Genomic DNA, 14,691 nt, shown 5'->3' with positions numbered 1-14,691 from the left:
CTCGTGAGAAGATCATTTTATCCTGCACGGCATGTGACTCGGTACTGAAAAAGAAAAACCTCCCAAACGGGAGGTTTTTAATATTGAGCAAGTTACCGTCAGAGCGGCTCTTCTCTCGGCGGTGTTAGTTCTTGAACGTTATCTTCATTGAAGTCATCGGCGTAACCTTTCGGCGGTGGCGTCCAACCACGTTCTGAGCGCGAGAGTTTGTCATGGCGATCTTTTTGCATCTCTTCCGCCATTTTTTCCTCTAACTGAATAAACAGTTGTCGGAAATTGTTGTCATAACGTTCGCCTTCAGAATCATCTTCCCAAGCTTTGTAGAGTATCTCGGACTTGCGTGCTTCAACACGCTTGTATGTCGCTTTTTGCTGCTCAACAAAGAAGGGATGAATACCAAGTGCTTTCATCGTGTGACCGCCCATCTCCAATGCGGAATGGTAGGTTTCCGATTCAATAATATCAGCCCCAGCTTGACGCAATAGATAGCCGTGACCACGGTCAAAGGCGCGTGCGATCACCGTTACTTTGGGGTACGTGTGTTTGACGTACTTCACCAATTCCACACTCGATTCTTGGTTATCAATTGCGACGACCAACGCAGCCGCATGCTCGATGCCTGCAGTGTGCAGCATATCTGGTCGAGTCGCATCGCCAAAATAAGCGCGAGTGCCAATCTGGCGCATGTTATCGACTTGGTTGGCTTGGTGATCGAGCACCACTGTTGTTACACCATTAGAAACAAGCAAGCGGTTAACAATCTGACCAAAGCGGCCGATACCAGCGATGATTACTGTGCCTTTTTCCTCAATCGTATCGCTTTCTCTTTCGTTTGATTGGGTTTCAAAACGCGGCAGTATTAATTTGTCAAATAGAATGAACAAGCCTGGCGTTAAGAACATTGAGATAGCAACAACCAGCGCAAGAGTTTGCGAGAGTTCAAACGGAATGACGTGGTTTTGCACAGAGAAGCTTAGCAACACAAAACCAAATTCACCCGCTTGAGCCAAGCTTAAGGTAAACAGCCAGCGGTTGCTGCCTTTCACTCTAAATATCAGCGCGAGAATAAACAGCACCAAGGCTTTCAATACCATCACGCTAATGGTCAGTGCCATGATCAACCAGAAGTCACCAAATAGAACCGAGAAATTGATCCCTGCGCCGACGGTGATGAAGAACAGACCTAGCAACAACCCTTTAAATGGTTCGATATTGGATTCTAACTCGTGACGGAATTCGCTGTTCGCCAATACAACGCCGGCCAAGAAGGTTCCCAAAGCTGGAGACAAGCCCACTAAACTCATCAGTGCTGCGATGCCGATCACCAGCATCAATGCGGTGGCGGTAAAAATCTCACGCAGCCCAGAGCTAGCAACATAGCTCAGCAGAGGTCGACTTAAAAAGTGACCACCAACGACAACAATCGCAATCGATGCTGTGATGACTATTCCGTACGCCCAGCCCGGTAAATCTGCCACGAGGTTTAAATCGTCATGATGCTGAGCAGCAGTTTGAACAGCATTTTGTGCTTGTTCGACTAACTCCGGCAGTGCCAACAATGGAATAAAGGCCAACATCGGGATAACAGCGATATCTTGGAAAAGCAAAACAGAGAACGCGTTTTGTCCGCCTTCTGTCTTCGTTAACCCTTTTTCGCTAAAAGTTTGCAAAACAATCGCGGTAGAAGAGAGGGCGAAAATCAAACCGATGGCTAAGGCAATGGTCCAAGGCTGCTCAAAGTACAGGGCAATACCCATAATCGCCGCGATGGTACCGCCAACTTGAAGACCGCCTAAGCCCATTAAACGATTTCGCATTGACCAGAGCATTTTAGGCTCTAGCTCTAATCCCACTAGGAATAGCATCATCACCACGCCAAATTCGGCAAAATGCTGAATTGTCGTTGTTTCCTCACCGACTAAACCGATAATTGGACCAATTACCACACCAGCGATGAGGTAACCTAAAACGGAACCGAGCCCTAAACGCTTGGCAAGTGGTACCGCAATCACAGCGGCAATCAAATACACGAAGGCTTGTAAGAATATCCCTGTCATGAAGCCTCCTTGATGAGCTTCGGAAGTGCGCTGTTGAGTTTGATTAATGACGCAGCTGCTTCAACATCCAGTCTATCTTCGACTAATGCTGTTAGCAGGCTTTTGTACCGTTCGACATGACGGGGAATTCGTCCTTCTTCTTCGGCTGTACGTGCGCCGAACAAAGCAAGAGGCGCAATGTAGTGCATACCCGTGAGCGCTGACATTTGCTCGATAGGAGCGAGCAGTTCCCGAATCGTAAAATGGTTGTAGCCTTCGGCTTTATAGGCTTCTTCCTTGCCGCCGGCCGAAAGCACGCACAGCATGGTTTTACCTTGTAGTTCGGTTCCTTCAGTGCCGTAAGCAAAGCCATACTCCAAAACCAGATCTTGCCACTCTTTTAAAATTGCTGGGGTTGAATACCAATATAGTGGGAATTGAAAAACCACTACATCATGCTCACGCAAGCGTTGTTGTTCACGGTCGATATTGATATCGAAACGAGGGTATTCACCATAGAGATCAACACATGTCACGCCTTCAATTTTTTGAGCTTCTTTGAAAAGTGGAGTATTCACTTCTGAACGATGCTGGGAAGGATGAGCAAAGAGAATTAATACTTTTTTATTCGCCATAAGGATCCTTGCTATCTAAATAACCATGCCCGGTAGGAGCGCAGGTTGGTTAGAAAATGTAACTCATAAATGGCCGTCAAGCTAGCTTGGAAAAGTGCTTAAGCTGTTTCAATATCAATAAAAAACCACCAAATAAGTTGGTGGTTTTGGCAAGCGTCAAATTCTAATTAATCATGAATAGGAACGACTAAAATATCGACTGGTGACTTGTTGATAAGATGTCTTGAGTAGGAAATGATTTTGCTCCAGAAATCTTGATGATGTCCACAAATCAACAAGTCCACTTCTTGCTCTTTGATGGTAATTTCGAGCTTATCGGCTAAATCACCAGTACCCACGAAGAAGTGTTTGAGTGGATAATCCATGTACTCACTGAATGTTCTCAAACATTCCATAGAGTGCTCATTCAGCGGCCTTTGGTCTGGGTTCTCTTTAATGTCTACGAGCTCACGATAAATTTCCCCGTGAGTTCCATCAATATGGATGAATGAAATATCGGAGTCGAGATAGTTAGCCATCGCTACGGCTCTGTCGATCAGAACAGTGCTCTCATCGGACAGTTCGAGTGCAACAAGGATATGTTTGTATTTCATTACCACGCCCTTATGTGGATTAGCTTTACTGTAAGCATAGTATGGCTTGGGCAAAATTTGTGTAGATAAGATCTCGAAATCGTTCAAAGTTTTGATAAATAATGCTGCTTGCTTTTTAGTCAGAAAACCCGCTAAACTTCGCAAATCATTTCTCTAGGAGATTACGCCAACATGAAGAACTAAACCTGTTATCCATATTTTTACTTATTTTTTGGATCTGCAGGGTTAGTAGGCGTAGCTCACTTTCCGATATTTCTTTGCAACAAGACGACTTTTTGATTTGACGTTTATCGTCGAGCTGTACATAAAGCTTAATGCGTTTGTGCACGCGTTTTGTTTCAATCTCAAATCATAGCTACGGCTGTTGTCCCTGTCATACAGGAGGCAAATTATGCCAGTTTTACAAGCTTTTAATGTTAGCCATCAGTTTGATAATGGCGAGACGCTATTCCAGTCTATTTCTTGTTCCATGACTAAACGACGTGTTGGTTTGGTTGGGCGCAATGGCATCGGTAAGTCGCTTTTGGCTTCCATTTTGGCGGGCGAAACTCAACCTGCCAGCGGTGTTGTGACTTCTCCCTCTTCTTTCATGATGTATCGCCAGCAGCCGTCTGATCTTCTTTCAGGTCAGCAATCGATCGCCCAGTTTCTGGGAACAGACTCGGTCTTACATGCTTTAAAGCAGATTGAACAAGGTGATGTTTCTGAGCATTGGTTCGAACTGGTTGGCGAACAGTGGGATATTGAACTGAAACTCAAACAGCAGCTTGCTGCGATGGGCTTACCGCAAGACCCTGATTTCTCTTGTGCTCGGCTCAGTGGTGGTCAGTTGGCGCGTTTGCAGTTATGGCAGTTGTTTGAAAACGAAACGGAACTTTTGATTCTCGATGAGCCATCCAATCACCTCGATACCGAGGCGAAACAATGGTTGATAGAGTCTATGACGCATTTCGGTGGCGCGATTTTACTCATCAGTCACGATCGCGAGCTGCTTCGAGCAATGGAGGAAATTTGGGAACTCTCGGGCCTAGGCTTACAGGTTTTTGGTGGAAATTACGATGTGTATGCCGAGCAAAAACGCACTGAGCTACAAGCGGTCGAAAGGCAGTTAGCGCAGGTCGATAAACAGAAAAAACGGTTAGCTGAGCAAGCCCAGAAAAATCGCGAAAAAGCAGACCAACGCGCCGCGCAAGGGAACAAACTGCGCAAAGACGGCAGTCAGCCCAAAATTTTGCTTGATGGCAAAAAGGATAGCGCGACCGCCAGCGCCTCAAATCGCAATAAGAATGAGCAACTCAGACAAGTGCATTTACAAGCCAAAGAGCGGGCGTTGCAATCGCGACATGAGCAGCTCAAAGCGCAAAAGCTTTATCTTGCAGATAATCCGAACCGTTCGAAAAAAGTGTTGTCGATACAAGAAGGTATATTGCCTTTTGGGGATTCTACTCCTATCACTTTGCAGATTTTTGCGAACGACAAAGTCCATCTCAAAGGGAAAAATGGATGCGGAAAGTCAACCTTGTTAAAGACGTTGCTTGGCGAGTTGTCGTTGCTGAGTGGTGAGCTGCAAGTGAATACTCCCTTGTATTATCTCGACCAACACTTTGGCGCAGTGAATCCAAATCTTTCGTTACTTGAGAACGTAATGGAGACCTGCCAAGAGATGACGGAAAGTGAAGCGAGAACCTTACTGGCGGGGATCGGTTTTCGTCGAGACGCTGTGTTTCGGTTGGGATGCGTACTAAGCGGTGGCGAGAAGATGAAGCTCGCAATGCTGATCGTCAGCCATCAACACTCCCAGCCTTTGCTGCTGCTTGATGAACCAGATAACCATCTCGATCTCGAGTCAAAAATAATGCTTAGTCAGGCGTTAAATACATACAAAGGTGGATTTGTTCTGATTAGTCACGACCAAGATTTCGCTTCTGAGTCTGGGGTTTTGCGCCAAATCGAGCTGACTTAGACGAAAGAGAGTAAACGCCATCGTAGCTCTTCAGTGTTGTTCCCAAGTTCTACACTTCCACTTACTAGTTTGTAGAACTGGCAGGAAATGAGGGAGTTAGGATGGCTTTCACAACTCGTTTAATGAAATTAGATTCATTTTGTCGATATATAGTAGAGTTCTGATGTATTGCACAAAAAGACAACAGAAAAATAAAAAGGAATTTCATGAAAAAGAACACCCTAGCGTTCGCAACGGCTCTCGCACTCGGAAGTGTGTTGTCTGTGGCGCATGCAAATGAAGCGGCGCAGTCGTCGGTTGAACAGGTAAACCCGAAAGCCATCACGTATCCAACCACGCAAAAAGTGGATGTTGTCGATGACTACTTTGGTACAAAAGTGAGTGATCCTTATCGCTGGTTGGAAGACGATCTCAGCCCAGAAACCGCAGAATGGGTGAAGGCACAAAATGCAGTGACGTTTGATTATCTGTCGAAAATCCCTTACCGCAAGCAGATTGAAGAGCGCATTACTAAGCTCATGGATTACGAAAAACAAAGCCAACCGTTCAAAGAGGGTAAGTTCACTTACTTCTACAAAAATGACGGGTTACAAAACCAAGACGTGCTTTATCGGCAGCTAGGTGATGGTGAAGCAGAAATTTTCCTCGATCCAAATACTTTTAGTGAAGATGGTACCACATCGTTAGCGGGAGTGAGCTTTTCACGAGATGGATCTTTAGTTGCATACAGCATTTCGGAAGGCGGTAGCGATTGGCGAAAAGTCATAGTTCTAGAGACAGAAACCAAAAAGCCCGTCGGCGAAACGCTGGTGGATATTAAGTTCAGCGGCATCAGTTGGCTCGGCAATCAAGGCTTCTATTACTCAAGTTATGACAAGCCAAAGGGGAGTGAACTTTCCGCGAAGACGGATCAACACAAGCTCTACTTTCATAAGCTTGGGACGAAACAAAGTGAAGACCAGCTGATTTTCGGCGGCTTTGAGGAAGAGAAATACCGTTATGTTGGCGGCTATACGTCGGAAGATGAACGCTACTTGTTTATCTCAGCCAGCATATCGACATCGGGTAACAAACTGTTCTTTAAAGATCTGAGTAAGCCAAACAGCCCGCTTAAAACCATTTTAGATAACACCAGTTCTGATACTTGGGTAATAGACAACCAAGGCACGAAACTGTACTTGGTTACGAACCTTAATGCGCCGAACAAACGCGTCGTGACGGTGGATGCGAGTCAGCCGCAGCCCAAAAACTGGAAAGATTTGATACCTGAAACAAAGAACGTGTTACGTGTTTCTACCGCGGGTGGTAATTTGTTTGCGAGCTATATTGTTGATGCGATCTCGATGGTGAAGCAATACGACATGAACGGCAAACTCATCCGTGAAATCAAGCTGCCTGATATTGGTAGTGCGTACGGTTTTTCAGGTAAAAAAGAAGAAACCGAAGTCTACTATTCTTTCACCAACTACAAGATGCCAAGCACTACGTATCGTCTGAACATCAAAGATGGTGATAGCGAGGTGTACTACAAATCTAAAGCGCCATTTGACCCTGCTTTGTATGAATCTCGCCAGGTGTTTTACACCTCAAAAGACGGAACAAAAGTGCCGATGATCATCACCTATAAAAAAGGGACACCGATGGACGGCAGTGCACCAACCATCCTATATGGTTATGGTGGTTTCAACATCAGCCTCACACCATCTTTTAGCCCGACACGTGCGGCTTGGCTGGAGCTTGGTGGTGTTTACGCGGTAGCGAACATTCGTGGCGGTGGGGAGTATGGTAAAGAGTGGCACAACGCTGGCATTCAAATGCAAAAGCAAAATGTGTTTGATGACTTTATTGCGGCGGCTGAATTCCTAATCGATGAAAAGGTAACGTCATCAAACAAGTTAGGCATTAACGGTGGATCGAATGGTGGCTTGTTAGTGGGGGCTGTTATGACGCAACGTCCAGAGCTGTTTAAAGTGGCGCTGCCAGCAGTCGGCGTACTGGACATGCTGCGTTATCATACTTTTACCGCAGGTGCTGGTTGGGCGTATGACTACGGTACGGCAGAGCAAAGTAAAGAGATGTTCCAATATCTGAAAGGTTATTCGCCAGTGCACAATGTAAAAGCGGGGGTGGAATACCCAGCAACATTGATTACAACGGGTGATCATGATGATCGTGTTGTTCCTGCTCACTCTTACAAATTTGCTGCTGAGTTGCAGTCAAAACAGGCGGGTTCAAATCCGACCTTGATTCGCATCGAAACCAATGCAGGACATGGTGCTGGCACACCAACGCGTAAAATAATTGAGACAAATGCAGATATTTATAGCTTTGCACTGTTCAATATGGGGATAGAGAAACTGCAATAGTGCGAATCGTTTGCGTTTTTAGTTAACGAAAAGCATTGGTTCTTTGCACTCGAAAATAAAAGGGAATCACAGAGTGTGATTTCCTTTCAATTTATTGTGGAGTAACTATTCTAAATTGACCGCAAGGCTAATTAAATTAAGGTATTTGCAATTTATTACAACTCTCTTCTTTACCTGAAGAGTAATATACGATACAAATAAAACTTGATCGCGATCACCTAACACCATTGCACTCCTTATTTATATGGTAAATTTAATTAATCATTTGCTCTAATGATAATTGAATTTTCATAAGTTTTAATACTCCCTTCTTCGTAAAGCTTACCAAATTTCAAGTTATATAAGATATAAGTAGCAGTGATTGAACTTTTACGACGCTTTATTTTATTTTAATTAAAACGTCTAATGTTTCGTCATTATTAAATTTGCTTTGATAATTTATATTATCCAAAGCGAGTTGTGTTGCTTGCTATTTATGATGACCTCATGACGTGAATAATTTTATAATCATTAAAATGGATACAGTTTTATGAATTTAGTGAAACCGTCTGTTGTTATCATGGCAGCAGCCCTTCAACTCGCGTCTTCTGCTTATGCTCAGACAAATAATGACGAAGAACTACAAGACATGTCTGACCCACTTGCGGTTTACACCCAAGCGGGCTTTGGTATTACTGACAAAGGCGCGAACATCAAAATCGGTCAAACTTACCAATCTAGCCAGCCTGGCACCATGGCGATGAACATCATCGAAATGAAAGGCATTGGTGGTGAGCTATTTGGCATTCGCGACAATGACGATCCAATGTATGCCAATGTTGATGACAGCATTGACTCTTTCCGACTACGTAATTTCCAAGTAGAAGTCGCAAAAGGTCTAGGCCGTCAATTGGATGTAAACTACGATGTTGATAACGATAAATTAGATGCATCTTATAGCTTTATTCAAGGCCTACCTAAGTTTGGCATGTTGCAGTTATTTCCTTTAGCTGGTGCGGGTGTCACTATTGCTAATGGTTTTAGTGGTGATGACAAAGGTTATGAAATTCCAGGTACTTTCACTGTTGTCGGTATGTACTCAAAAATTGAATTAACCGATAAAATCTGGATTAACTACAACCCAATGTATATGCATACATTGTCAGGGTCTAGTCAATATAAAGATACTTATTACGCGGGTGAAGATAATATCTTAACTCATGAGTTTGCGTTGTCTTATCAAATTAATCCTCGCGCAAATATTCGTTACTTTGCAAACTGGAATGAGCACGTTAATTTCGGTGATGGTGATCACCGTATCGAATTTAACTACCAATTCTAACTCCCTCGTTTATTTCCAGAATAGAAAGTGTGTTTATCCATATATTTAAACATTTAGGCTAGGGCACTTTCTACATAAAGTAGGTTTATCATGAAAGCCAAATATAAATTTGCGTTGGTATCTATTGCTATATCTTCTGCATTACTATCAGGATGCAAAACTGGCGATATCGCAACGAAAACAGCCCAAGCACCCTCTGTTGAAACCGTTACTCTAACCGAAACAAAAATCACTCCTTATCATACTTTTATCGGTCGAACTGAAGCGGTAAATGACGTTGATATTATGCCTCGAGTCGGTGGCGAATTAACCGCGATTCATTTTAAAGATGGCGATATGGTCGAAAAAGGCCAATTGCTGTTTGAAATCGACGACCGTCCTTACAAAGCGGCACTGGCGTATGCAAAAGCGTCGTTGCAAAAAGCCAAAGCACAACTCGTTCAAACTACGCGTGATGCAGAACGTGTGAAGAAACTCATCAAAGATAAAAGCATCAGTGAGCAGCAATACGATGATGCCATTGCTGCGCACGCCGCAGCGATTGCTTCGGTAGAAGAGGCGAAAGCGACGCTGGTTTCAGCAAGGCTCGATCTTGAATTTAGCTCTGTGCGTGCTCCTTTCTCTGGCCGCGTGGGTTTCAGCAACTTCCGAGTGGGTGACCGTATTTCGAAAATTCAACTCGTTCCTCTTGTTTCGATCACTCAAATCGACCCAATTCGCTTTGGCTTTGATGTGGATGAGAAGCTCTACCGCCGAGTAAGAAGTGCCATTGATGTGGCTCATCGTAACGATGACAAACTGGATGTTGATTTAACACTGACGCTTTCAGACGGTTCATTGTATCCACTTGATGGCAAGATCTACGCCGTTGGCAATAAGATCGATTTAGAAACAGGCTCAATTCGAGCAGAAGCACAATTCGATAACCCAACTTACGCGCTTATGCCGGGTGAATATGGCAACTTGACCATCAAGTTGCGCAACAAAACCATTGATGGTTTGCTTATCCCATCGGCGGCTGTTCAGCAAGACCAAGCGGGTGACTACGTCATGGTGGTTGGTGATGATCACGTGGTGTCACGTCGTAACGTTGAACTCGGTCAGACCTACGGTGTGAAACGTGCTGTGCTGACTGGCTTGGCGGCTAACGAAAAAGTCATCGTCAATGGTCTACAAAAAGTGCGTCCGGGTGCAACGGTGAAAGACGTTGAACTACAGAGTGAACAAGGCTGAGTGAGTACTGATGTTAAGTAAATTTTTCATTCACCGGCCGAAGTTTGCTTTGGTGATCTCACTGGCGATGACATTGATGGGTATGATCGCCCTGAAAGTCTTGCCAATTTCTGAGTATCCTCAAATCTCTCCAACGGTAATTACGGTGAGCACCATGTATCCGGGTGCAAACGCGGACGTGGTTAAAAAGACGGTAGCACAACCGATAGAAGCCAAAGTCAACGGCGTTGAAGACATGATTTACATGTCTTCTGTGATTGGTAACGATGGCTCATACACATTGCGTATTTACTTCCGAGTGGGCGCAGATGGCGATATGGCGCAGGTTCGTGTGAACAACTTGGTGGCACAGGCGACGTCGTCTCTACCACAAGAAGTAAACCAAATCGGTGTGACGGTTAAGAAGAAATCTTCCGACATGCTAGGCGTTATCACACTGCGTTCCCCGAAACAGTCTTACGACAGTATCTACCTTTCTAACTACGCGGATCTCAATATCGTTGAGCGTCTAAAACGTATCGAAGGTATGAGTGACATTACGCTGCTGGGTAAGAAAGACTACTCAATGCGTATTTGGTTGAACCCAAATAAACTGGCCACCTTGAAGCTTTCTGCTAGCGATGTTATTGGTGCAATTAAAACGCAAAACATCCAAGTGGCGGCGGGTAAGATCGGTGGTATGCCAGCTCCGGGTGACCAGCAATATCAATATGTTTTGCAAACCAAAGGCCGCCTTACTTCTGCGGAAGAGTTCGAGAACATCATCATCCGCGCGAGCAAGAAAGGTTCTTTGATTCGCTTGAAAGATGTGGCTCGTGTGGAAGTTGGCGCACAAGGTTACGAAGCTGATGGTCGTATGAATAACGAACCAGCCGCCGTTCTGGCCTTGTACCAGTTGCCGACAGCGAACGCGCTAGACGTGATGGAACGCGTGAAAGAGGCCATGAAAGAGTACGAGAAATCGTTCCCAGATGATTTGGTCTACGACATCGCGTATGACTCTACCGAATACGTAGAGACATCGATTGATGAAGTGTACGAGACGCTGGTGATTGCGGTACTTCTTGTAACCTTCGTTGTGTACGTTTTCTTGCAGAACTGGCGAGCGACCATCATTCCAACCTTAGCGATTCCGGTTTCCATCATTGCGACGTTCGCAATCATGGGCGTGATGGGCATGACCATTAACACCATCTCGTTGTTTGGCTTGATCCTCGCCATCGGTATCGTGGTGGACGATGCGATCATCGTGGTGGAGAACGTGGAGCGGGTTATCCATGAAGAGCATTTAGACCCGATTCCGGCCACGATCCAAGCCATGAAAGAAGTGACGGGTCCTGTATTGGCAACAACGCTTATTTTGTTGGCGGTATTCGTACCGGTTGCGCTATTGCCGGGTATTTCTGGTCGAATGTTCAACCAGTTCGCGGTCACCATCTGTGTGTCGGTGCTGATCTCTGCGATCAACGCATTAACGTTAACGCCAGCGCTTTGTGCGTTGATGTTGAAATCAACTCACTCGCAACCTATTGCGCCTTTGCGTGCGTTTAACCGAGGTTTTGAAGCAATAACGCGCAAATACCAAGGTTTAGTTGGCTTCTTGAGCCGCCGCATTGTGCTGAGTATCGGTGTGTATGGCGCGCTTATTGCGGTGCTAGCGTTTGCGTTCATGACCGTACCTTCTTCTTTCGTACCAAACGAAGATAAAGGCGTGTTCATGGTCGAAATGCGTTTGCCAGACGCAGCAGCATTGCAGCGTACTGCACCATTAATGAAGAAGTACGTTGATGAGCTAAAACAGATGGAAGGTGTGGAGAACGTGGTTTCGGTTGCGGGCTTCTCGGTAATTAACATGGCGTCGATTCCAAACTCGGGCATGTTGATCATCAAACTGGATAACTGGAGCAAACGTAAAGACCCTGAGCTACACCAACGTGCGTTGATGAACAAAGTTAACCAAATGCTGAACTCAACGCCAGATGCCACTTCGTTCGTTTTCGCGACGCCGGCAATCAAAGGCATGGGGGCGGTGGATGGTTTCAACCTTGTGCTGCAAGACAACTTGGGCCGTTCTCCACAAGAATTGGCAAAAACAACCGCTGATTTTGTTGCCCAAATCAATCAACTGCCTGAAGTGGCGCGAGCGTTCTCGATTTTCCGTGCGAACATTCCGCAACGTTACATCGATATTGACCGCGATAAAGCGATTTCGATGGGCGTACCGTTGAATGAAATCTTCAGCACACTGCAAGCACAGTTGGGCGGCGCCTACATTTCTGACTTCAACTTGTTTGGTCGTTCGTACCAAGTGAAAGTGCAAGCAGAAGAGCAATATCGTGACAACATCGACGACATCGACCATCTGTTTGTTCGCTCAAGCTCTGGAAAAATGGTGTCACTGGCAACGTTAGTGAAAGTGAAGCCGATCTTCGGCCCTGATACCTTATCGAACTACAACATGTTCAGTTCTGCAACCGTGAACGGTGCGCCAGCGCCAGGTTACAGCTCGGGTGATGTTGTAAAAGCCATTGAAAAACTGGCTGCGGAATCTTTGCCAAGTGGTTACTCGTACGAGTGGTCAGGCATGACTTACCAAGAGATGAAAGCAGGCAACATGGCACCAATCGCGTTCGCATTGTCTTTGCTGTTCACCTACTTGTTCTTGGTGGCTCAGTACGAAAGTTGGACCATTCCTGCTGCGGTAATGATGGCGGTTCCAGTCGCGATTCTCGGCGCAATGGGCACGCTACTGCTGGTGGGACAACCGTTCGATTTGTACGTGCAGATTGGTGTGGTCATCTTGATTGGTATGTCCGCCAAAGTGGCGATTCTTATCGTGGAATTTGCCAAAATTCTGCGAGAAGAAAAGGGCTTATCAATCATTGATGCTGCCAAAGAAGCTGCTCGAATCCGTTTCCGTGCAGTACAGATGACTGCGTTCGCCTTCATCTGGGGGGTATTCCCGTTGGTGATTGCATCGGGTGCCGGTGCGGCATCTCGTCACTCACTGGGCTTTGCGGTATTCGGCGGCATGATTCTCTCTACGTTTGTAGGCACGTTGCTGACGCCGGTGTTCTTCGTGATGATGCAATCTCTGCGCGAGAAGTTTAAGCGAAAGAAACCCACTGAACTTGAGGTGAGCGAGCAATAACGCTGATTTCAACTGACTCCACAACCCCCCCACGCTGTGTGCGATTGGCCAATGCCTTTCATTGATATACAACCACCGTCGCAGCGTGGGTTCCCCTAACAATAATAGGTTTTAACATGAAAAATCTTTCAAAAATCGTCGTAGCGAGCTCTCTACTGACGTGTGCTTCTGCGCAAGCGGGTGGGTTATACCTTTACGAAACAACAGCATCGGATATTGGTTTGGCATCCGCTGGTATGGCGGCTCGTGCGCAAGATGCCTCAGTAATGGCTGCAAACCCGGCTGGTCTGGCGAATGTTTCTGGTAAATCTTTCTCTGGTAACCTGATTGGCCTTTACGGTGACGCGCAACTAGACAAGATGACTGGCGATGCTGGCAACGTGATTGGTTTTGTTCCTATGGCGTCGGCATTTTACAGCCAACAAGTGAACGACAAATGGACGCTGGGTATTGGTTTATATGGCAACTACGGCCTTGGTCTCGAGTACGAAGGTCTTTTGGATAATCATTTAGATATTCCTACAGCAACGACACAAGCCTTGACCATTCAACCTTCCGCTTCTTACCGCATCAATGATCACTGGTCTGTGGGTGCGGCGCTTGGCATTCAGTACGGTATGTATGAAGTTGAAGCTGAAGGGACGTTGGCTAGCTCTGACATGCATAAAAAATACTTAGACGAAGACCAAGATACTCAAGTCAACGGCCGAGTAGGTGTGCTTTATGAGGCAACACCAGGCACGCGTCTTGGTCTGTCTTACTCTTCTGAAACCGAATTTGAATTCGACAATAGTAACTCCATTGCTCCGCAACAACTGATCTTCAGTGCTTACCATGAAGTGAATGATGACCTAGCGGTGATGTGGAATGTGAACTGGCAAGACTGGAGCGAATACACAACTGCGCTTAAGGCTGCAGATTTGGTCGATGTAGAGACACAAGACACTTACCAAATCGCATTGGGTACTCAGTACAAACTGAATGAAAAAATGATGTGGAATGCAGGCTTTGCATTCGATACCAGCATGTATGAGAGCCAATCAAACGGTGACATTACCGTCCCTACTGGCAAGGCGTACCGCATTGGTACAGGCATTGATTACAAATTGGATTCAGAAAACTCAATTGGTTTCGCGTTTGAAGCGGTCTTGATGGAGTCTTCAGAAACAGAAACGCCACGCTTACAAGCTGGCTTTGATGAGCCTGCTCTGTACTTCATGAGCATGAGCTACAACTGGAAAAACTAATCACTCCTAATCGCTAAAACGCCTTCCTTACAGGCCATTCTACCCTAACTACCTGCACTGGATGTTGTCATGCCACTTAAGGTAGTTAGGGCGCTTCTGTCACATCCAGTGAGTGATGATTCAAAAAGTATCTGCGCAGCTAAGTG

Annotated in this window: 9 protein-coding genes; 6 read left to right on the top strand and 3 right to left on the bottom strand. The window is 45.6% G+C overall.

The window, feature by feature from the left end; all coding sequences use genetic code 11:
- Positions 1 to 98: 98 nt before the first annotated feature.
- The 3 genes from ACWPOD_RS05325 to ACWPOD_RS05315 form a co-directional block, all read right to left on the bottom strand.
- The gene (locus ACWPOD_RS05325; RefSeq protein WP_253651306.1) at positions 99 to 2,057 is read right to left on the bottom strand and encodes a monovalent cation:proton antiporter-2 (CPA2) family protein; all 1,959 of its coding nucleotides are present in this window, start codon (positions 2,055 to 2,057) and stop codon (positions 99 to 101) included.
- Positions 2,054 to 2,671 (bottom strand): NAD(P)H-dependent oxidoreductase, encoded by a 618-nt coding sequence (locus tag ACWPOD_RS05320; RefSeq protein WP_005392538.1) that lies wholly within the window; start codon positions 2,669 to 2,671, stop codon positions 2,054 to 2,056. Before ACWPOD_RS05320 ends, ACWPOD_RS05325 begins: the two co-directional genes overlap by 4 nt.
- Before the next feature lie 167 nt (positions 2,672 to 2,838).
- Positions 2,839 to 3,264: a universal stress protein gene (locus ACWPOD_RS05315; protein WP_005392539.1), complete on the bottom strand. Its 426-nt coding sequence runs from the start codon at positions 3,262 to 3,264 to the stop codon at positions 2,839 to 2,841.
- 391 nt (positions 3,265 to 3,655) lie between these two features.
- On the opposite strand from ACWPOD_RS05315, the gene ACWPOD_RS05310 reads away from it, so the two are divergent.
- From ACWPOD_RS05310 to ACWPOD_RS05285, 6 genes are all read left to right on the top strand, one after another.
- Positions 3,656 to 5,227 (top strand): ATP-binding cassette domain-containing protein, encoded by a 1,572-nt coding sequence (locus ACWPOD_RS05310; protein WP_456231633.1) that lies wholly within the window; start codon positions 3,656 to 3,658, stop codon positions 5,225 to 5,227.
- A gap of 206 nt (positions 5,228 to 5,433) precedes the next feature.
- Complete coding sequence (locus ACWPOD_RS05305) at positions 5,434 to 7,593, top strand: prolyl oligopeptidase family serine peptidase (RefSeq protein ID WP_456231632.1); 2,160 nt, start codon at positions 5,434 to 5,436, stop codon at positions 7,591 to 7,593.
- A 529-nt stretch (positions 7,594 to 8,122) separates the two neighbouring features.
- Positions 8,123 to 8,914: a hypothetical protein gene (locus tag ACWPOD_RS05300; RefSeq protein ID WP_021450687.1), complete on the top strand. Its 792-nt coding sequence runs from the start codon at positions 8,123 to 8,125 to the stop codon at positions 8,912 to 8,914.
- 90 nt (positions 8,915 to 9,004) lie between these two features.
- Entirely contained in the window at positions 9,005 to 10,147 is a 1,143-nt protein-coding gene (vmeP, locus tag ACWPOD_RS05295) for an efflux RND transporter periplasmic adaptor subunit VmeP (RefSeq protein WP_005391278.1), read from the top strand.
- Between the two features lie 10 nt (positions 10,148 to 10,157).
- Entirely contained in the window at positions 10,158 to 13,298 is a 3,141-nt protein-coding gene (gene vmeQ, locus ACWPOD_RS05290) for an efflux RND transporter permease subunit VmeQ (RefSeq protein WP_456231631.1), read from the top strand.
- A 116-nt stretch (positions 13,299 to 13,414) separates the two neighbouring features.
- On the top strand, positions 13,415 to 14,545 hold the full coding sequence (locus tag ACWPOD_RS05285) for an OmpP1/FadL family transporter (protein ID WP_225461242.1): 1,131 nt from the start codon (positions 13,415 to 13,417) through the stop codon (positions 14,543 to 14,545).
- Positions 14,546 to 14,691 lie beyond the last annotated feature (146 nt).

This window comes from Vibrio sp. JZG120, from assembly GCF_053890955.1.
Note: the sequence above shows the minus strand (reverse complement) of the source record. Positions and strands in the feature narration are given on the sequence as shown.

Coding starts and splice junctions, on each gene's coding strand:
- ACWPOD_RS05325 (WP_253651306.1), bottom strand. CDS start 2,057: ATGACAGGGATATTCTTACAAGCCTTCGTGTATTTGATTGCCGCTGTG.
- ACWPOD_RS05320 (WP_005392538.1), bottom strand. CDS start 2,671: ATGGCGAATAAAAAAGTATTAATTCTCTTTGCTCATCCTTCCCAGCAT.
- ACWPOD_RS05315 (WP_005392539.1), bottom strand. CDS start 3,264: ATGAAATACAAACATATCCTTGTTGCACTCGAACTGTCCGATGAGAGC.
- ACWPOD_RS05310 (WP_456231633.1), top strand. CDS start 3,656: ATGCCAGTTTTACAAGCTTTTAATGTTAGCCATCAGTTTGATAATGGC.
- ACWPOD_RS05305 (WP_456231632.1), top strand. CDS start 5,434: ATGAAAAAGAACACCCTAGCGTTCGCAACGGCTCTCGCACTCGGAAGT.
- ACWPOD_RS05300 (WP_021450687.1), top strand. CDS start 8,123: ATGAATTTAGTGAAACCGTCTGTTGTTATCATGGCAGCAGCCCTTCAA.
- vmeP (WP_005391278.1), top strand. CDS start 9,005: ATGAAAGCCAAATATAAATTTGCGTTGGTATCTATTGCTATATCTTCT.
- vmeQ (WP_456231631.1), top strand. CDS start 10,158: ATGTTAAGTAAATTTTTCATTCACCGGCCGAAGTTTGCTTTGGTGATC.
- ACWPOD_RS05285 (WP_225461242.1), top strand. CDS start 13,415: ATGAAAAATCTTTCAAAAATCGTCGTAGCGAGCTCTCTACTGACGTGT.